This window comes from Oceanobacillus iheyensis HTE831 (genome assembly GCF_000011245.1).
GTDB lineage: Bacteria > Bacillota > Bacilli > Bacillales > Amphibacillaceae > Oceanobacillus > Oceanobacillus iheyensis.
Genome location: NC_004193.1, coordinates 677,923 through 696,678 on the forward strand (window position 1 = coordinate 677,923; position 18,756 = coordinate 696,678).

The following is an 18,756-nucleotide window of genomic DNA, read 5'->3' on the forward strand; positions in this document are numbered from 1 at the left end:
CCTCCTTCGATAATGATACATATCCTTATAGTTCGTGAACTTGTTTGTATTTTTCTACTTTTTCATCAGTTAGAAAGTATATTTCATCGAGTAATGCCGGAATAAATGTTCCAGGCCCAGATGCTTTTTCCATTGCTAATTCAGCTGCAATACCATAACTTGTCACAGCATATATACCTGCTTGATAAAAGTCATCAACTACACTCACAAAAGGTCCGACAAAAGATGAAAGTAAACATCCGCTAGCCGTAATGTTTTGTAGCATTTCATGCCCGTTTGTACATAAAGCAGTTCGCTTACCATCTGTCACAACGTCAACTTTTCCAGTTGAGATGACAACCGTATCATATTTTTTAGCGACAGTTTTTGCGATTTCTGGTTCGTTTTCTTGAATAATGGAATCTGGCCCCTTTGCTTTTTCTAGCTTACCTGCCAACACAGCTATTTCCCCAGCATTAGCACGTATTGCAGCTAGCTTTACCGTTTTAAGTATGTCATCAATGATCTCCGTCCGAAAATCTGTACCTCCAACTGCAATGGGATCAAGAATAACTGGAACCCCATTCTTGTTTGCTGCCATTCCAGCCTTTAACATTGCTTCTCCCCGGTCTTCCGTTAATGTCCCCAGGTTTAGCACTACCGCGTCGGCGATTTCTCCATACTTTTTAGCTTCTCTTGGAGTATGAGACATCGCAGGTGACGCTCCGATAGCGATTAAGCCATTAGCAGAAAAATTAGATGCAACTTCATTGGTTATATTAAAAATAAACGGTTTATCTTGTTTAATCTTAGCAATAGCATCCACCAAAAATTCTCCTCTCCTATTAATTTAGAATAAAGAACAAATAAACCACCCCAAAATGGAGTGGTTTTATATACAGCTACAGAATAGGTATAGTCGCCAACTCCACTTTCCTACGCTGGTATTAACCAGTTCAGGTTCAAAGGGATCAAGAAATGCATCTTATCTCAGCCAAAATGGCACCCCTAGTGGATTTTTTTTTATTCTACCTACATCTTAGTTGATTTTTTCGTAAAAGTAAAATTATTCATATGAGTCAATTTTCATCGATGCTAAGTAATGATTGTTTTAAAAAGTTTGGATTATAATAATGACTTGGTGATATCCGAATGACATGATCCCTTAAAAAAACTTAAATACACGCACAAATGTAGATTTTCAAACTGAGACTAATTTAAAATAGCAACTCGTTTTGCAATCATATCAACGTTTCTTAGCATTTATTTTATAAAAACAAACGACGAAATAAAAAAAGTTTTAAAAAGGTATTGCTTTTTTATAGTTCTATGGATATAATATTACTTGTCCTTGATTTTAAGGATTGTCTGGTAGCGATAGCGAGAAGGTCACACCTGTTCCCATGCCGAACACAGAAGTTAAGCTTTTCAGCGCCAATGGTAGTTGGGGTTTTACCCCTGCAAGAGTAGGACGCCGCCAGGCAAGGATAATTTATCCTTAGATTGGATAGAATATGTAAGTATAACACATAGAAGTGTATGACCATATTTTCCATATCATAAGTCATATCGCGGGGTGGAGCAGTCTGGTAGCTCGTTGGGCTCATAACCCAAAGGTCGCAGGTTCAAATCCTGCCCCCGCAACCAAATTATTTACTATTACTTGAGTAAGATCCAGATTCACCATTGAAATACTGGATGCCATACATAAGTAAAAAAAGTTGGTCCGGTAGTTCAGTTGGTTAGAATGCCTGCCTGTCACGCAGGAGGTCGCGGGTTCGAGTCCCGTCCGGACCGCCATGAAAATTATATTAGAAGTTGTAGAACACATGGTTTGAATTGAAACCTGTGTTTTTTTAGTTTGTAGACATTATTTAGTCGTCCAATTTTTTTCTTTTTTCTTTTGTTTTTGCTATGATAGTTGGTAGTGAAGATAAAGAATGGTGATGTGAAATGGATGAGTTTTCTTTTATAGATTCGATTAAGCCGACATATTATCGACAGCCTTCTCTGTTAAAAGGAATTGGAGATGATGCTGCTGTTTTTCGTAGTTCAAAGGATATTGTTACGGCAGTAGATACTTTTGTAGAGGATGTACATTTTTCCCGTTCTACAATGGAACCGTATCATATCGGCTATCGAGCATTAGGGGCCAATATAAGTGATTTAGCAGCAATGGGAGCTTCACCTAGTTTCTATTTAGTATCTATTGTAATACCAAAGAATTGGACTCAAGCGGAGCTATCTCAGATATATTCAGGTATGGATGATTTAGCATCAAAGTATCATATGGATATTATTGGTGGAGATACTGTTTCCGGTAAGCAATTAACCATCTCTATTACAGTAATTGGATATACGATCACAAATAAAGCGCGATATCGTCAGCATGCAAAAGAAGGAGACATTGTCTTTGTTACGGGGACATTAGGAGACTCTCTAGCAGGGTTTCATATTCTGACCAGCGACAATGAAAACAACCGATATGTTGATCAAGATTTTTATATTCATCGGCATCGAAAACCGGAACCGAGAGTGGCTTTTGCGCAAGCTCTAGAAAGTCTGGACAGAGTATCTTTAAATGATGTAAGTGATGGGATTGCCAATGAGGCAAGTGAGATCGCAGAAGCTTCTAATGTGTCCATTGTATTACGTGAAAATGATATACCAGTTGCACCTTCCTTTTATCAATTTACGTATGAGCAACAATATCAGTGGAAATTGTCTGGTGGAGAGGATTTTGAACTCCTAGGGACAGTGGCTAAAGGTGACTGGGCTGTTGTAAATGAAGCTGCTGAGAAGACAAATACCCAATTGACGGTAATTGGAAGTGTTGTAGAAGAAGAAAAGCATCCTGTTTATATAGAAGATAATGCTATGCGTAAAGTGCTTAAGAAAAGCGGATATACGCATTTGAAGTAGGTGAATTAAATGAAAATACAGCTTGGTTCTCCGGAAGAAACAAAATCATTCGGCGAAAGACTAGCTAAGTCGTTGCGTCCGGGTGATGTTATTACGTTAGAAGGTCAGCTAGGTTCTGGTAAAACAACGTTTACGAAAGGAATTGCTTCTGGACTAGAAGTTAAGCGTCATATTACGAGCCCTACGTTTACAATTGTGAAAGAATACCGTGGGAAAATGCCTTTATATCATATGGATGTGTATCGTTTAGAGGATTCCCTGGAGGACATTGGTTTTGATGAATATTTTCATGGAAATGGAGTCTCTGTAGTGGAATGGGCTGGATTTATTGAGCCATTCTTACCCGTGGATCGTTTAGAAATATCTATTCATTATACGGAAAATAAAGATATGCGTGTAATTGATTTGAAACCTCATGGGTCTCACTTTGAACAAGTAGTAAATGAATTAAAAGGTTAGGAGTTAATGTATGAATATACTTGCAATCGATACTTCCAATCAAGTATTAGGTGTGTCATTATTAAACAATGGAGAGATACTAGCTGAACTTACAACTAATATCAAGAAGAATCATTCTGTTCGTTTAATGCCTGCTGTAGAAAGTCTTATGCAACAGGTATCTATGCAACCGGAAGAACTTGATCGAATTGTAGTAGCAAAAGGGCCTGGCTCTTACACGGGAGTAAGAATTGGCCTATCTACAGCAAAGACAATGGCATGGGCTTTAGAAATACCAGTAGTAGGAGTCTCTAGCTTAGAGGTACTTGCTTATCAAGGGAAGTTCTTTAGTGGAATTATATGTCCTTTCTTTGATGCGAGGAGAGGATTAGTATTTACTGGTGGATATCAATTTAACGATAATAAAATTGAAAAAGTGATTGAAGAAGAAAATTTACTTATGACCTCCATGCTGGATAAATTAAAAAAGCAGGGGGAAAAGGTAGTATTCTTGAGTCCGGATATTGAACAATTTAAAGAATTAATTAAAGAGGAACTAGGAGATTTAGCAATTATTCCTGAACCTATCTATCATCTTCCAAAAGCTTCGCACTTAGGGCTTGTAGGGATGAATTTAGAACCGGAAGCTATTCATGAGCTCGTTCCTAATTATCTACGTTTAGCAGAAGCAGAAGCGAATTGGCAAAAGAGTCAGAAGGAACGTCAAGTAAATGAATAATATAACGATGCGTCCAATGGAACTTGCTGATATACCTGAAGTTTTACATGTAGAAAATGCATGTTTTCAAACACCTTGGACAACGGATATTTTTTATCAAGAATTAATAGAAAATGCTCATGCGTATTATTATGTCGTTGAAGTCGAACGTACAGTTGTTGGTTATATTGGTTCGTGGATGGTGTTAGATGACGCACAAATAACGAATTTCGCTATTCTACCAAGTTATCGCAGAAATAAATTAGGTGAAAAGTTATTTCGTTATTTGATGCAGATTGCCATAGCAAAAGGAGTCGAGCGCCTATCCTTAGAAGTACGTGCATCAAACATAGCGGCGCAATCCTTATATAGAAAATTTGGTTTAGTTCCTGGTGGAGTTCGTAAGAGGTATTACACGGATAATCACGAGGATGCTATTGTAATGTGGGTGAATCTGAAATGAAAAAAGATACGATTATATTAGGTATAGAAACAAGTTGTGATGAAACCGCAGCCTCTGTAGTAAAAAACGGTAGAGAGATTATGTCCAATGTAGTTGCATCTCAAATTGAAAGTCATAAACGCTTCGGAGGAGTAGTTCCTGAAATTGCATCAAGGCATCACGTTGAACAAATTACACTTGTGCTTGAACAAGCAATTACTGAGGCTGATGTTACTTGGGAAGATATAGATGCAATCGCAGTTACAGAAGGACCAGGATTAGTAGGAGCTTTATTAGTAGGTGTAAATGCAGCGAAAGCATTAGCGTTTGCTAAGAAGAAACCATTAGTTGGGGTTCACCATATTGCTGGTCATATTTATGCAAATAGACTAGAGCATGAATTTGTGTTTCCGATGTTAGCCCTTATTGTTTCTGGTGGACACACAGAATTAGTCCTAATGAAGGAACATGGAGACTATGAATTAATAGGGGAGACAAGAGATGATGCTGCAGGAGAAGCATATGATAAGGTCGCCCGTATGTTGAAATTGCCTTATCCAGGTGGTCCACAAATTGATCGCTTAGCTGCTAAAGGTGAGGAAACGATTGAATTTCCTCGTGCTTGGTTAGAAGCAGATAGTTATGATTTTAGTTTTAGTGGATTGAAGTCTGCCGTTATAAATAAAATTCATAACGCAAAGCAACGTGATTTGACGTTAAGTGCAGAAGATATTGCTGCAAGTTTTCAAGCGAGTGTTGTGGAAGTACTGACAGAAAAAACATATCGTGCAGCGAAAGAATATAACGTAAATCAAGTTATTGTAGCGGGTGGAGTAGCTGCTAATACAGGTTTAAGAAAAAGCCTAGAGAAACGTTTCTCAGGCGAAGATTTTCCATTATATATTCCACCAATTCAATTATGTACAGATAATGCTGCAATGATTGCCGCAGCAGGTACGATATCGTTTGAAAAGGGGCATCGTTCATTACTCGATTTAAATGCAAATCCTTCACTTATACTGAGTTAGTCACAGGTTATTCACAGGGGTGTGGATATATCCTGTAGATAAGCTACATTATCATCTTTTAAATGTGGATGAAAAAAGTGGATAACTGTTCATTCGGCTGTGGATTATGTGTGTAACTTTTGCTGATTCGAGGTTTTTAGACATTTTTCGAGCTTTTCGTTGTGGATAAGTATTTGGTTAAAGAAGGATATTAACAGGAAGAAATTTGGTGGGAATCCGATGAATAAAAAACAAAATTATTATTTTCAAACTGATTTGATTCTACTCTTTTTAGGATTTGTAATCATTAGTCTATTGGCTATTTATAACGCGCAGCAAATTGATCAAGCTAATACGAATTTTGTCATACGGCAAATTGCTTTTTTTAGTATTGGTGTTTGTTTTGTAGCTGCGATTCAATTTATCGACCTCGAACAGTTGTATAGAGGAAGTATATATATTTATATAGGTGGAGTTCTCTTGTTAGGGCTGTTACTTATCAGTCCTGATGCAATTGCAAGGGAAATTAATGGTGCAAATAGTTGGTTTACCTTACCTGGATTATCCATTCAACCCGCCGAATTTGCCAAAATGTCGACGATATTATTTCTAGCAGCAACGATAACGGGACATAAAGAAAAGACAGAAGTTCAAACGATGAAAACGGATATTATGTTATTACTTAAACTAATAATCTATACAATGATACCAGTCGGATTAATTATGCTACAACCTGATTTTGGTACCTCGATGGTGTATTTGTTTATTGCAGGAATGATGATAATTTTATCAGGTATTAACTGGAGGATTATTGTTTCCTTAATAGTTGGCTTGGTATCTCTAGCAGGAGCTGCTATTGGAGCAATTATTCGATTTCCGCAGTTTGCAATTGATGTTCTTGGAGTAGCACCATATCAAGTGGATCGAATTATGACATGGTTTGATCCGTCACAACAATCAGCAGATGCGACATTTCAGTTTGAACGATCACATATGTCATTGGGTTCTGGACAATTATTTGGTAAGGGAATGAGTAGTCTAGAAGTACAATATCCAGAAGCACATACAGATTTTATCTTTTCTGTAATAGGAGAGAGCTTTGGATTTATTGGAAGTGCCATTGTAATTTTTCTTTACTTTATGCTTCTATACCGTTTAGTAACCTTAGGCTTAAGCATCTATAAACATTCTCCTTTTGGCACATATTTCTGCTTTGGATTTTTAAGTTTGATGCTGGTCCATGTGTTTCAAAATATCGGAATGACAATTGGAATTATGCCAATAACAGGAATTCCATTGCTACTTATTAGTTATGGAGGTAGTTCTGTCATGTCCACCATGTTAGGATTGGCAGTAGTTTACCGAGTTGCAGTTGAACATACGATACAAAATGATTATCTATTTAAATAAAAGCTATAAAAAAACTCTCTAAATCCAACATTGTGGATAAAGAGAGTTTTTTACTCTTATTATGAGTTTGATTCAACTAGGTTGCCTATGAAATTGGTCGATAAATGTTACTCCATCTTCATAAATGGTTGCGATAGCTGAATGTATTTTTTGAGAAGATATTTCGGTAATCTCAAATTGAATATTTTTATAAAGTAGGTTTGGCTTCTCATGATTGGCAGGGATATAGCCTAATTGATCGATTAAAAAATCACTTAACGTATCATAATCCTCTACTGGGAAAGTGATGCCTAGTATACCTTCTAATTCGTACAGTGGAGAATTAGCATGAATTCGGTATCTATTTCCAGCCAGTTGTTGGATGAAGGAAGGTTTATTCAATACATAGCTATCATCTTCTTGAAGTACATCAGTAACCATTTCTTTGACCATATCTTCTCTTGTAATAAGTCCTTCAGTTCCACCATATTCATCTAAAACAATTGCAAGTGTGATCTGTTCTTTTTGCATATCTTTAAACGCAAGGTCTACACGTTGTGATTCTAAGATAAAGAACGGATCATGCATGATATTTCGAAGCTGAAACTTGGTAGCATCTTTATAATTATGTAAATAAGAAAGTACGTCCTTTACGTGGATAATTCCTATAATTTGATCGATATCTTCTTCAATTACAGGATATCTGTTGTAAGGCTGGTTTATAATCACATCCATTACTTCTTCATAAGAAGAATCTACTTCAAGCACACACATATCTATACGATGAATAACGATATCCGAAATATGTTTATCATTAAATTCATAGATGTTTGTTTCAGACTCAACTGATGGGTGCTCCTTTGCATTTTTAAGCACACTTGTATTGATTACCAGCAGACCCTTTTTCCAAGCAACAAAACATACTATGCCTACAATAAGAAAAAACAAACTAATCAGCGCTATCGTCAAAAGTTAACGACCTCCATGATTTATTATTAGCAAACAAACGAAACAAGCTGTATATATAAAAACAGGCAAGTATATACTTACCTGTAAATATTATAAATGAAGATGAATATTTTTTCAATTGTCTAACTCTTCTAGGCTTGTCCAATGCTCCAATAGATCATCAAGTTTTTGTTTGTACATGTTGGTTTCTTCGGTTAACTCTAATGCTTTTTCGTGATCTTCATATACTTCTGGTAATGTCATTTGTTCTTCTAAATGTGCAATATGCTCTTCTGTCGTTTCGATCTGTTTTTCAAGTTCAGCGATTTGTCTTTTCCGTTTTCTTTCTTCACTTTGTTTCTGCTTTTCTTCTTTAAAACTTCTTTTTTTATCGGAAACCGTTGTTGATTGTACTTCTTTCTCCATCTGAAGACGAGCAAGTTCTGCTTCTTCTGCTTTTTTCTCTAGATAATAATCATAGTCACCAAGGTACATTTTAATTCCTTGTGGATTCATTTCGGCTACTTGATCTGCGATTCGATTAATAAAATAGCGATCATGTGAAACAAAGATAATTGTACCCGGGAAATCAGCTAATGCACCTTCTAACACTTCTTTACTATCAATATCTAAGTGGTTCGTTGGTTCATCTAGAATAAGTAGGTTTGCTTTTTGCATTTTTAATTTAGATAAAGCTAAGCGTGATTTTTCACCACCACTTAATGCAGAAACGACTTTTAATACATCATCCCCAGAGAATAAGAAATTGCCTAGTATCGTACGAATATCTTTTTCATTCACTAGAGGATACTCATCCCACAATTCTTGAAGGACGGTTTTGTTCGAGTGAAGTTCGGTTTGTTCCTGATCATAGTACCCGACTTGTACATTTGTTCCTAATTGGATGTCTCCGTCAAAAGGAAATTCTTTCTCCACAATGGTCTTCAGTAACGTTGTTTTTCCGATTCCATTCGGACCAACTAATGCGATACGTTCACCGCGATTTGCATGAAGGTTTACATGGCGGAATGTAGGTTCTTGTTGTTCTTCATATCGGAAGCCTAGATTAGAAATTTTTAATACATCATTGCCACTACGACGATTAATTTGAAATGACATCGAAGCGGATGATTCATCACCCATTGGACGATCCATCTTGTCCATTTTTTCTAATTGCTTTCGTCTACTTTGTGCTCGTTTTGTAGTGGAAGCACGGACGATATTCTTTTGAATGAATTCTTCCATCCGTTTAATATCCGTTTGTTGTTTTACGTATTCTTTCATTTCTTGTTCGTAATCAAGTGCTTTTTGTTCCAGGTATTTACTATAGGTACCATGATATTTTCTCGAATGATGTCTAGAAATTTCATAAACGATAGATACCGTTTTATCAAGAAAATAGCGGTCATGGGAAACAATCACAATTGCACCAGGATAATTAACGAGATAACCTTCCAACCATGTTAGTGTATCAATATCGAGATGGTTTGTAGGCTCATCGAGGATGAGTAACTGAGGTTTTTGTAGCAATAATTTACCAAGAGCGAGTCTTGTCTTTTGTCCGCCACTTAATTCGTTAATCGGCGTTTCATAATCATAATCACCAAATGAGAGACCAGTAAGTACCGATTTTATATCCGATTCATACGTATAACCACCATCTGATTGATAGCGAATTTGTAATTCATCGTATTCTTTCAGAATGGCTTGGTAACTCGTTTCATCTACTGCAGTAGGATCTGCCATTTTAATTTCTACTTCACGTAACTTTTTTTCCATCTGTTTTAAATGGGAAAATACATCTTCCATCTCATTCCAAATGGTTTTACCTGATTCTAACTTCATATGTTGCGATAGATAACCATAGGTAAGATCTTTCGGTTTGAAAAACTCTCCTTCATCATGAGGGAGTTCATTTGCCATTATTTTTAGCAGTGTCGATTTTCCTGCACCATTTCTACCGACGATGGCAATACGATCTTGGTCTTTAATTTCTACTTTTATATTAGACAAAATCTCTTCTGCGCCAAAAGATTTTGATATTCCGTTTAATTGCATCAGTATCATTTCATTGTCACCTCATAATACTAGTTTAGCTTATCGCCAAAGAAGCGACAATATTATTGTGAAAAATGTCACGACTTCTAAGGAATAATCTGTTAAAATAAATATAGTATGATAATTATTCTAAGCATTGAAAAGAGGAAGGTCGTATGGAACAAAACAAGATTCCGCAAGCAACTGCAAAACGCTTGCCATTATATTATCGTTTCATTAACAACTTAAATCAACAAGGTAAAAAGCGTGTATCATCAAAAGAATTAAGTGAAGCGGTTAAAGTAGATTCCGCAACCATTCGTAGAGATTTCTCTTACTTCGGTGCACTAGGTAAAAAAGGATATGGATACAATGTTGAATATTTACTAGGTTTTTTTAAGAGTACATTAGACCAACATGAAATAACAGAAGTAGCGTTAATTGGTGTTGGAAATTTAGGAACAGCTTTCTTACATTATAATTTTATGAAAAATAATAATATCCGTATTACCATTGCATTTGATGCTGATGAAAATAAGGTAGGCACCGATATCGGAGGAGTTCCAGTCTATCATATTGATGAACTAGGGGAAAGGTTAAAGAATACAGAGGTTGCTATTCTGACGATACCTGCTGATGAAGCAGATGCAATTGCTAATCAACTTGTTGAGCATGGCGTTAGTGGAATATTAAACTTTACCCCAGCAAGAATTACAGTACCTAGTCATATTCGTGTGCATCATATTGATTTAGCGATTGAGCTTCAATCACTCGTGTATTTTCTTAAACATTATTCTTTAAACTAATTATTTCATTATTTTAAATCAATTATTATGTAAGCGTTTATCCTTATATTAATGAGAAAAGTAGACTGTGAATACAGTCTACTTTTTCTTTCTTAATTTATTGTGATAACCTATCATTTTAAAGGAAACAAAGAAACACAAAGCAGAAACTGCTGCAAAAATAAGTGTAACAGAATTCCAAACAGTGCTTTCCTTACTTTGAACCCCAAAGTATATAAAAGCAATTCCTACAAGAAAGTATAGAACTGCTCTTGTTAGAAAGGGATGTCTCATGGATTAACCTCCAAAGAAAATCATTTGCATCTCATCTAAAATACGTTGCATTTCTTCAGGATCAATATTATATTGTGCTAACAAAACAAAGGTGTTCATACCTGCGTGTACAATAATAGGAACGATAATTCGTTTTGTCTTTACATAAAGAAAAGCAAATACAAATCCCATGGATGCGTAAATTAAAATATGCTTAGGGTCTAAGTGAATAAACCCAAATATAACCGCTGATAGTAACCCCGCAAAAAAGAAATTCATTCGTTTATAAAGCTCTCCAAAAATAATCTTTCGGAATATAATTTCTTCTAAAATGGGAGCAAAGATAGCCGGTACGATCATGAATATAGGTGCTGCTCGAGTGATATCCATAATTTGTTGTGTGTTTTCGGAACCTGGGTCAATCCCGATGGCTATTTCGATTTGAGCAGCAATACCTTGTGCGAATAAAGCCATAAAAATACCAGCTATAGACCACAGTATTATACTTTCAATTCCTGCTGCCTCGTTATTTCGCATTTGCATATCTGGTTTAAGAAAATATAGCGTTATAACGATTGCTAGGGCAAAGGAAAATATCGACCAATAAATAGTTGCATCATTGATAGAAAAACCGAAAACGACTGCTAAAATCGGTGCAAAAAGCAACCCAGAAAACTGCATAATAATATATGTAAGAATGACATACCAATATCTACGACTCAAATAAAACGCTCCTTTATCATGTACTGTACTAATTAATATAGTTTAACATATGCATATATAGTTATTATAATCAGAACACGCTATTAAATGAAAAGAAAATGAAGTATTATTTTTTTGTGATTGATTTATGAAATTGTTTAGCATTTGTTATATAAAAAATATAATATCTTCACTCTATTTTGCTTGCATTTTTTTATAGAATTAATTATTATAATAATTGTGATTAGCACTCATCTATGAAGAGTGCTAATAAAATAAAATGATATCGAATTAAGGAGGCAATTCTACATGATTAAACCATTAGGAGATCGTGTTGTTATCGAACTTGTTGAACAAGAAGAAACAACTGCAAGCGGAATCGTACTTCCAGACTCTGCAAAGGAAAAACCGCAGGAAGGTAAAGTAGTAGCAGTTGGTTCTGGACGTGTAGAAAATGGAGAAAAGATTGCTCTTGAAGTTTCAGAAGGAGATCGAATCATTTTTTCTAAATTTGCTGGTACAGAAGTGAAATATGAAGGTACAGAATACTTAATTCTTCGTGAAAATGATATTTTAGCTATTATTGGCTAAACTCTTATGAAAAATTTAGATTAAAACGATAAATACGTAACTACATTCAAGGAGGAATAAAGAATGGCTAAAGACTTAAAATTTAGTGAAGACGCTCGTCGCGCAATGCTACGTGGTGTAGATACATTGGCAGATGCAGTAAAAGTTACGCTTGGACCAAAAGGACGTAATGTTGTATTAGATAAAAAATTCGGTTCACCTCTAATTACAAATGATGGTGTTACGATTGCAAAAGAAATTGAATTAGAAGATGCATTTGAAAACATGGGTGCTCAATTAGTATCTGAAGTTGCATCAAAAACAAATGATGTTGCTGGTGATGGTACTACAACAGCGACTGTACTTGCTCAAGCAATGATTCGTGAAGGATTGAAAAACGTAACTTCTGGTGCAAACCCAGTAGGAATCCGTCGCGGTATTGAAAAAGCTGTTGAATTAGCAGTTCAAGAATTAAAAGGAATTTCACAACCAATTGAAAGTAAAGAAGCTATTTCACAAATTGCTGCCGTATCTTCTGGAGATGAAGAAGTAGGTCAATTGATTGCTGAAGCAATGGAACGTGTAGGTAACGATGGTGTTATCACTATTGAAGAATCTAAAGGTTTCAACACAGAGCTTGAAGTAGTAGAAGGTATGCAATTTGATCGTGGATATGCTTCTCCATACATGGTTACTGACCAAGATAAAATGGAGGCTGTTTTAGAAGATCCTTATATCTTAATAACAGATAAGAAAATAGGCAATATCCAAGAAGTATTACCAGTGTTAGAGCAAGTAGTTCAACAAGGTAAACCTCTTCTAATGATCGCTGAAGATGTAGAAGGAGAAGCACTTGCTACATTAGTAGTAAATAAACTTCGCGGTACATTCAATGCTGTAGCTGTAAAAGCTCCTGGATTTGGTGACCGTCGTAAAGCAATGCTAGAAGATATTGCAGTACTAACTGGTGCAGAAGTAATTACAGAAGATCTTGGTTTAGATCTTAAATCTGCTAGCATCGACCAATTAGGCCGCGCTTCTAAAGTTGTGGTAACTAAAGAAAACACAACAGTAGTAGAAGGTTCTGGAGATCCAGAAGCAATTTCTAGCCGTGTTGCACAAATCCGTGCACAAGCAGAAGAATCTACTTCTGACTTCGATAAAGAAAAATTACAAGAACGTTTAGCTAAACTAGCTGGTGGCGTAGCAGTAATTAAAGTTGGTGCAGCTACAGAAACAGAATTGAAAGAACGTAAGCTTCGTATTGAAGATGCTTTAAACTCTACTCGTGCTGGTGTTGAGGAAGGAATGGTTCCTGGAGGCGGTACAGCCCTTGTGAATATTCATCGTCAAGTAAGTGAACTAACACTAGAAGGAGATGAAGCAACTGGTGCAAGCATCGTTCTCCGTGCTTTAGAAGAGCCAGTACGTCAAATCGTACACAATGCTGGCTTAGAAGGTTCTATCATTGTAGAACGTCTAAAAGGTGAAAAAGTGGGTATTGGTTACAATGCGGCAACTGACGAATGGGTAAACATGGTAGAAGCTGGTATCGTTGATCCTACTAAAGTTACTCGTTCTGCATTACAAAACGCAGCATCTGTAGCAGCTATGTTCCTAACGACCGAAGCAGTAGTCGCTGATAAGCCTGAAGAAAATGGCGGTGCCGGTGGCGGCATGCCTGACATGGGCGGCATGGGTGGAATGGGCGGCATGATGTAATAAACATCATGAAGCCTTGATATATCAATTGATTGGATGGTTATTTTTAACCACCGAAAAAACAACCGATATACTCAATAGAGATTTTCAGAGAGGTCTTTCATTAAGTTACCAAACTTAGTGGAGGTCTCTTTTTTAATCTTAGTTTTCTTTATCTTTATTAATATTAGATGTTAAATCACATCCTATTAATATCTTTGCGGGAAGAGGAGCGATTATATGAGCGATAGCGAAAGAGTCAAGAAGAACCACCGTCTGGATTCGATGAAGTCGCGCGTTGTGCGTGAAATGTTGTCAGCAAAGGATTATTTTGTTCTGGTAGTTCAACAGATAGGTAGTCTGCTGACTAAAAAAAGAGACGGTGCGCACGTTCATAGTGTATATTTAAATTAAAGTTGCGAAGTTCTACCCTTCGAATATGATTATCTAAAGTTGATAAGTGGAATAAATGAATGTAGAGGGGAACGGTAGTGGAGCAGATTATAAGTCATGGCTAAAAATTCAGGATGTTTCCTCACTAGTTCATTAACGAGATTAAAAGGTATAAAAAATTGATAGACAACATGATTTTTTGTCGGATATGTAGCGGTCTTAATCAATTTTTTAATAAACTATCGGTTGTATTTCTGGAACAGTCTGCGTCCTGTTTGCAGAATCGGTACATATTGTAGGGAATTTAATTTTATTTTTAATGGGGGTCGCTGATGAGATTACTTAGAATAATTTTTGCGGTTGTTATAGTTGCTTTAACGAGTTATGGTTTGATAACTGATACCATTGGGGTTATATTACCTTTTGCTTTGCTCTTGATAGGACTATTATTTATTGCTACAGGTTTTGTTGAATTTCAAAAAAGAAAACCTGTCGCTTTTACAACATTCCTTGCAGCTGGATTTAGTCTTTTCGTTGGAATTTATACTTTTTAAGGCAATCGGGTGCGCTAATCGAATAGGAGTATGTCCTTCTGAATTGTGCTAGTATACGGAATATCGATACAAAAAATAAACTGTACGAAGAGGATTCAATTATGATAAATGATTCAGATTTGAAGTATCTGCGACGTTGTATTGAACTAGCTAAAGCTGCTTTAGAGACTGGTGACGAGCCATTTGGTTCAGTCCTTGTCTCAGCCAACGGAGATGTGCTTGCGGAAGACTATAACCATGTTTCAGGTGGTGACCATACCCAACACCCGGAATTTGCTTTGGCAAAGTGGGCAGCTGGGAACATGACATCTGAAGAAAGAGGCAAGGCGACAGTATATACCTCGGGCGAACATTGCCCCATGTGCGCTGCGGCCCATGGCTGGGTTGGTTTAGGTCGGATTGTTTATGCAAGTTCGTCCGAACAGCTGGTACAATGGTTGAATGAAATAGGGGTTACTGAATCTCGCGTTCGTAATCTTCCAATCCAAGATGTTATTCGTGATACCACAATAGAGGGCCCTGTTCCTGCACTCGCGGAGCAAGTCCGCCAACTCCATCGTCAGTTTTACGCAAAGTGACGTTGAAAGAGCCATAGAGCACGGCGGTTTTACGATAGAGATCTGTTCGGGAAAATTGACAAAATTTTAATCCATCCAGGATGAGGTTTTAACAATATCGACTTGTTTATATTATTACTTTCATTGGCATTCTCCCCCTTGGATTTACATTTTACTCACATTGAGGAAATCAACGGAGGTTTCTCATAAGTTCGCTGAACCTTTGAAATGCTTCTTTTTTATTTATTGTGTGAGATAGATATTTTTCGTGATTTGATCATCTATATGCCCAAGCAAAAGTAAGATTCTCGAAAAAGCCATCTTCATTACAAATCCGAACCTATAAACGAGCATTTTTAATAACTTTTGCTCTATTTCTAGATAATGTGAGCTTAAGCGATATAAACAGTATATTATTAATATTTTACAGATTGCATAAAGGTCAATCGATGATTTGTTCTTGAAACTCACCTGTCCCTCAGTTTAAATAGAAAAATGTCCATGATTTTAAAGTGAAAAAGCCTAAATCCTCCTTATTTCTACCGAGGATTTAGGCTTTTGGTCTTTATTTTTGCATTAATTACTAATACATTTTTCAAAGATAACTAAAGATTAGATCGTTTGTTAACCTCAATCGTAATGAACTCCGGCAAATAATTAGGAGTACATCCTTTTGATACTTTTTCATCTTTGTAAAGTCCCGTTTTCTCACCAAGTTTAATACAACGTGCACGATTCTTTTCATCATAAACCCCTATCCAGCCTGCGGTGAAGTTCATAGCCCATTGAACTTCTGGTTCTTCCTGAGCAATATTAGCTTCTAATGCAGATAGCAAGTATGCCGTGTTATCAGTCGGTGTTTTTCCAGTCCATCTCAATCGCCCTTGATAATACCAAAAAGCTCTCCTTTGAAGAGAAGAAGGACTGTTTTCCCATGACTCCAACAATGCAATCTTCTTTTTGTCTTTTGTGAGATGATTAGCCATTAACCAATCCATTAGGTTATTTCGCTCACTAATAGGATGAGTCTGCATATCCTTATCAAGCTTATTTAGTACATCCTCTGTTAGAAGTTTTTTGTCCATAATTAAGATTGCTAATAGTCTGAGCGGAAACTCTTCGGATGACCAAAGTTCCATAGCTAGTTCGTGATCTTTTTTAATGTCTTTCGCGATTTTTCGTAAATCGCCTAGCTTCGTATTACTATTGATCTGAGATAGAATTTCTTCTGCTTTTGAAGAGCGTTTTATTTCTGCCATTATATACAACTCCTTTATTAAAACACTGTTTCATAATAAGTCTTTGATGGGATATATCAATCCTTAATTTCAGTATGTCTTATTATAATAGCGCGCGACTAAAGTTAGCTTTTTTAATATTGTAGCATATATCTATAGTTACAAATACTCCACTTGAACTTTGCAAATGATGGGGAATCTTTTCTTAATCCAGAAAAAAATTTAAAAATGTAGTCTCCTACATAGTCTTTCAATAAAAATTTCTACTCTTATTAGTAAAAATGTATCTGCTATGACATTAAGGAAATTATCATATGACTTGACATATACGTATATGAAATGTAACATGAAATGCTGTAGTTTTAATTAAAGATGTTAATTAAATCTCACATACTACTGGCTCAATAGGGCAAATTAAGGTCAGTAAATCATTATGTGAGTTTTTTTGTGTTGTATTGAAAGGAGCAGATTTTGAAAAATATAAAGAAACAAAATCAAACGATAGATAAACCAGTACTATTTCTAAGTGGAGGGGCATTACTTGCCTTTGTGATTTTAGCACTGATAAATAAAGAAATGGTTACAGATGCGGTTAATACAATGTTTAATTGGTCGGTAACGTACTTTGGCTCCATTTATCAAGTTTTAATGGTCGGTACCTTAATCATTGCATTAATTCTTGGGTATTCCAAGTTTGGTAAAATCCGATTAGGAAAACTAGAAAAACCAGAAATTGGAACATTTAAATGGATCTCCATTATTATGTGTACGCTACTCGCAGCTGGCGGTGTTTTTTGGGCAGCTGCTGAACCGTTAAGTCACTTTTTAACGGTACCTCCTCATTTCACAGGTATTGAGGCAGGAACGCCAGAAGCAATAGTACCAGCACTTGTTACAAGTTTTGTCGATTGGGGCTTTGTTTCCTGGGCAATTTTAGGAACATTAGGTACGATTGTATTGATGTATTCCCATTATCATAGAAATGCACCATTAAAACCACGTTCCTTATTGTATCCGATATTTGGAGATAAAATCATGAAAAAAAGTGCACTAGGAACGTTCGTTGATGCATTTTCTATTGTATCCGTAGCAGCGGGTACGATTGGTCCGATTGGATTTCTTGGTTTACAAGCTGGTTATGGGTTAACTGCATTGTTTGGTTTACCAAATAATTTATTAATGCAATGTATTATCGTTGCAGTAATTGTTCTAGCAGCGGGGATTTCTGCCGCAACAGGTATTCATAAAGGAATACAAATTTTAAGTAGCTATAATATTATTCTTGCTGTTGGATTAATGATTGGTGTCCTTATCTTAGGACCAGCATTATTTATCTTTGATAACTATGTGCAATCATTTGGAATGTATGTTCAAGACTTCTTAACGTTGAATACGTTCCGAAGTGATGGTGCTTGGCTTGGGTTATGGACAATCTTTTTCTTTGCTTGGTTTATCGGTTATGGACCAATGATGGCAATGTTTGTTAGTCGTATATCCCGTGGCCGTACGATTCGTGAACTAGTAACTGCTGTTGCAGTAATTGCACCTGTTGTCACAACATTTTGGTTTACTGTTGTTGGAGGAACAGGAATCTTTTCAGAAATGAATAGCCCTGGTTCTGTATCTGATGCATTAAATAGTGCCGGACCTCCAGCAGCTATGATTGCAATTGCAGAACAGTTGCCTTTTGGAACCATTTTTGGTTTCTTATTCCTTCTAGCAACTATTATATTTGTACTCACGACTACGGATTCGATGTCCCTAACGATTTCAATGGCGATAACTGGTCATGGAGATCCAGCTAAGTATTTACGTGTAATTTGGGCGATTCTCATGGGGGTCGTCGCAATAGTACTGATTACATTAGGTGAAGATAGTGTCGGATCCCTACAATCATTCATCGTAGTTACTGCGGTTCCGGTTTCCTTACTCATGTTAACCACATTTTGGACTGCACCACGTGTAAGTCGAGAACTAGCTAAAGAACAAAAAATTGATGAAAAACAATCATATACGAAGTAATACAAAAAGAGCTGATGTTCCAATCAGCTCTTTTTGTATTTTCTATTTTGGTGAATCCGTAGAATCTTTTTACGAAGTGCA

Annotated in this window: 18 protein-coding genes, 2 tRNA genes, 1 rRNA gene and 1 riboswitch; of the genes, 15 read left to right on the top strand and 6 right to left on the bottom strand. The window is 36.3% G+C overall.

The genetic code is table 11. The annotated features are described in order from the left end of the window. Positions 1-25: 25 nt before the first annotated feature. Entirely contained in the window at positions 26-805 is a 780-nt protein-coding gene (gene thiM / locus OB_RS03520; RefSeq protein ID WP_231846986.1) for a hydroxyethylthiazole kinase, read from the bottom strand. Positions 806-895: 90 nt separating this feature from the next. Continuing rightward, a riboswitch (TPP riboswitch) is annotated at positions 896-999 on the bottom strand. A 347-nt stretch (positions 1,000-1,346) separates the two neighbouring features. On the opposite strand from thiM, the gene rrf reads away from it, so the two are divergent. The 9 genes from rrf (at position 1,347) to OB_RS03565 (ending at position 6,916) form a co-directional block, all read left to right on the top strand. Then, positions 1,347-1,462, top strand: a 5S ribosomal RNA gene (rrf, locus tag OB_RS03525). 87 nt (positions 1,463-1,549) lie between these two features. Continuing rightward, positions 1,550-1,626, top strand: a tRNA-Met gene (locus OB_RS03530). A 76-nt stretch (positions 1,627-1,702) separates the two neighbouring features. Continuing rightward, positions 1,703-1,779, top strand: a tRNA-Asp gene (locus OB_RS03535). 153 nt (positions 1,780-1,932) lie between these two features. After that, positions 1,933-2,901 (top strand): thiamine-phosphate kinase, encoded by a 969-nt coding sequence (thiL, locus tag OB_RS03540; RefSeq protein WP_011065050.1) that lies wholly within the window; start codon positions 1,933-1,935, stop codon positions 2,899-2,901. Between the two features lie 9 nt (positions 2,902-2,910). Beyond that, complete coding sequence (tsaE, locus tag OB_RS03545) at positions 2,911-3,360, top strand: tRNA (adenosine(37)-N6)-threonylcarbamoyltransferase complex ATPase subunit type 1 TsaE (RefSeq protein WP_011065051.1); 450 nt, start codon at positions 2,911-2,913, stop codon at positions 3,358-3,360. A gap of 10 nt (positions 3,361-3,370) precedes the next feature. Beyond that, positions 3,371-4,078, top strand: a complete 708-nt coding sequence (gene tsaB / locus OB_RS03550; RefSeq protein ID WP_011065052.1) for a tRNA (adenosine(37)-N6)-threonylcarbamoyltransferase complex dimerization subunit type 1 TsaB — start codon at positions 3,371-3,373, stop codon at positions 4,076-4,078. Then, positions 4,071-4,520 carry a ribosomal protein S18-alanine N-acetyltransferase gene (gene rimI, locus OB_RS03555; RefSeq protein ID WP_011065053.1) on the top strand — a complete coding sequence of 150 codons (450 nt, stop codon included), beginning with the start codon at positions 4,071-4,073 and terminating at the stop codon, positions 4,518-4,520. The genes tsaB and rimI overlap by 8 nt, the downstream gene beginning before the upstream one ends. Then, positions 4,517-5,527 (top strand): tRNA (adenosine(37)-N6)-threonylcarbamoyltransferase complex transferase subunit TsaD, encoded by a 1,011-nt coding sequence (gene tsaD, locus OB_RS03560; RefSeq protein ID WP_011065054.1) that lies wholly within the window; start codon positions 4,517-4,519, stop codon positions 5,525-5,527. Before rimI ends, tsaD begins: the two co-directional genes overlap by 4 nt. 219 nt (positions 5,528-5,746) lie before the next feature. Then, positions 5,747-6,916 carry an FtsW/RodA/SpoVE family cell cycle protein gene (locus OB_RS03565; RefSeq protein WP_011065055.1) on the top strand — a complete coding sequence of 390 codons (1,170 nt, stop codon included), beginning with the start codon at positions 5,747-5,749 and terminating at the stop codon, positions 6,914-6,916. A 72-nt stretch (positions 6,917-6,988) separates the two neighbouring features. On the opposite strand, the gene OB_RS03570 is transcribed toward OB_RS03565, so the two are convergent. Both OB_RS03570 and abc-f read right to left on the bottom strand, forming a co-directional pair. Further along, a complete protein-coding gene (locus tag OB_RS03570) occupies positions 6,989-7,864 on the bottom strand; it encodes a transporter associated domain-containing protein (RefSeq protein ID WP_011065056.1) in 876 nt (291 codons plus the stop codon). A 114-nt stretch (positions 7,865-7,978) separates the two neighbouring features. After that, positions 7,979-9,910 (bottom strand): ribosomal protection-like ABC-F family protein, encoded by a 1,932-nt coding sequence (gene abc-f, locus OB_RS03575; protein ID WP_011065057.1) that lies wholly within the window; start codon positions 9,908-9,910, stop codon positions 7,979-7,981. Between the two features lie 146 nt (positions 9,911-10,056). Here abc-f and OB_RS03580 point away from each other — a divergent pair, with 146 nt between their 5' ends. Beyond that, complete coding sequence (locus OB_RS03580; RefSeq protein WP_011065058.1) at positions 10,057-10,686, top strand: redox-sensing transcriptional repressor Rex; 630 nt, start codon at positions 10,057-10,059, stop codon at positions 10,684-10,686. A 78-nt stretch (positions 10,687-10,764) separates the two neighbouring features. Here the strand turns inward: OB_RS03580 and OB_RS03585 are convergent, their stop codons facing one another. Further along, a complete protein-coding gene (locus OB_RS03585) occupies positions 10,765-10,959 on the bottom strand; it encodes a YdiK family protein (protein WP_011065059.1) in 195 nt (64 codons plus the stop codon). Positions 10,960-10,962: 3 nt separating this feature from the next. Next, on the bottom strand, positions 10,963-11,661 hold the full coding sequence (locus OB_RS03590) for a CPBP family intramembrane glutamic endopeptidase (RefSeq protein WP_011065060.1): 699 nt from the start codon (positions 11,659-11,661) through the stop codon (positions 10,963-10,965). A 288-nt stretch (positions 11,662-11,949) separates the two neighbouring features. Between OB_RS03590 and groES the strand changes: the two genes are divergently transcribed. The 4 genes from groES to OB_RS03610 all read left to right on the top strand — a co-directional run bounded on the left by groES (position 11,950) and on the right by OB_RS03610 (position 15,436). After that, entirely contained in the window at positions 11,950-12,231 is a 282-nt protein-coding gene (groES, locus tag OB_RS03595; RefSeq protein WP_011065061.1) for a co-chaperone GroES, read from the top strand. 63 nt (positions 12,232-12,294) lie between these two features. After that, positions 12,295-13,932 (top strand): chaperonin GroEL, encoded by a 1,638-nt coding sequence (gene groL / locus OB_RS03600; RefSeq protein ID WP_011065062.1) that lies wholly within the window; start codon positions 12,295-12,297, stop codon positions 13,930-13,932. A 704-nt stretch (positions 13,933-14,636) separates the two neighbouring features. Next, a complete protein-coding gene (locus OB_RS03605) occupies positions 14,637-14,858 on the top strand; it encodes a DUF3953 domain-containing protein (RefSeq protein ID WP_011065063.1) in 222 nt (73 codons plus the stop codon). A gap of 101 nt (positions 14,859-14,959) precedes the next feature. Further along, positions 14,960-15,436, top strand: a complete 477-nt coding sequence (locus OB_RS03610; RefSeq protein WP_011065064.1) for a nucleoside deaminase — start codon at positions 14,960-14,962, stop codon at positions 15,434-15,436. 584 nt (positions 15,437-16,020) lie between these two features. On the opposite strand, the gene OB_RS03615 is transcribed toward OB_RS03610, so the two are convergent. Continuing rightward, positions 16,021-16,674, bottom strand: coding sequence for a DNA alkylation repair protein (locus OB_RS03615; protein ID WP_011065065.1), 654 nt, complete (start codon positions 16,672-16,674; stop codon positions 16,021-16,023). 450 nt (positions 16,675-17,124) lie between these two features. On the opposite strand from OB_RS03615, the gene OB_RS03620 reads away from it, so the two are divergent. Then, positions 17,125-18,675, top strand: coding sequence for a BCCT family transporter (locus tag OB_RS03620; RefSeq protein WP_011065066.1), 1,551 nt, complete (start codon positions 17,125-17,127; stop codon positions 18,673-18,675). The last annotated feature ends 81 nt before the right edge of the window (positions 18,676-18,756 follow it).

Excerpts from the sequence above, each read along its gene's own strand:
- groES (WP_011065061.1), top strand. The coding sequence starts at position 11,950 with ATGATTAAACCATTAGGAGATCGTGTTGTTATCGAACTTGTTGAACAA.
- abc-f (WP_011065057.1), bottom strand. The coding sequence starts at position 9,910 with ATGATACTGATGCAATTAAACGGAATATCAAAATCTTTTGGCGCAGAA.
- tsaD (WP_011065054.1), top strand. The coding sequence starts at position 4,517 with ATGAAAAAAGATACGATTATATTAGGTATAGAAACAAGTTGTGATGAA.
- OB_RS03565 (WP_011065055.1), top strand. The coding sequence starts at position 5,747 with ATGAATAAAAAACAAAATTATTATTTTCAAACTGATTTGATTCTACTC.
- OB_RS03605 (WP_011065063.1), top strand. The coding sequence starts at position 14,637 with ATGAGATTACTTAGAATAATTTTTGCGGTTGTTATAGTTGCTTTAACG.
- OB_RS03610 (WP_011065064.1), top strand. The coding sequence starts at position 14,960 with ATGATAAATGATTCAGATTTGAAGTATCTGCGACGTTGTATTGAACTA.
- groL (WP_011065062.1), top strand. The coding sequence starts at position 12,295 with ATGGCTAAAGACTTAAAATTTAGTGAAGACGCTCGTCGCGCAATGCTA.
- tsaB (WP_011065052.1), top strand. The coding sequence starts at position 3,371 with ATGAATATACTTGCAATCGATACTTCCAATCAAGTATTAGGTGTGTCA.
- OB_RS03615 (WP_011065065.1), bottom strand. The coding sequence starts at position 16,674 with ATGGCAGAAATAAAACGCTCTTCAAAAGCAGAAGAAATTCTATCTCAG.
- OB_RS03585 (WP_011065059.1), bottom strand. The coding sequence starts at position 10,959 with ATGAGACATCCCTTTCTAACAAGAGCAGTTCTATACTTTCTTGTAGGA.
- rimI (WP_011065053.1), top strand. The coding sequence starts at position 4,071 with ATGAATAATATAACGATGCGTCCAATGGAACTTGCTGATATACCTGAA.
- tsaE (WP_011065051.1), top strand. The coding sequence starts at position 2,911 with ATGAAAATACAGCTTGGTTCTCCGGAAGAAACAAAATCATTCGGCGAA.
- OB_RS03580 (WP_011065058.1), top strand. The coding sequence starts at position 10,057 with ATGGAACAAAACAAGATTCCGCAAGCAACTGCAAAACGCTTGCCATTA.
- thiL (WP_011065050.1), top strand. The coding sequence starts at position 1,933 with ATGGATGAGTTTTCTTTTATAGATTCGATTAAGCCGACATATTATCGA.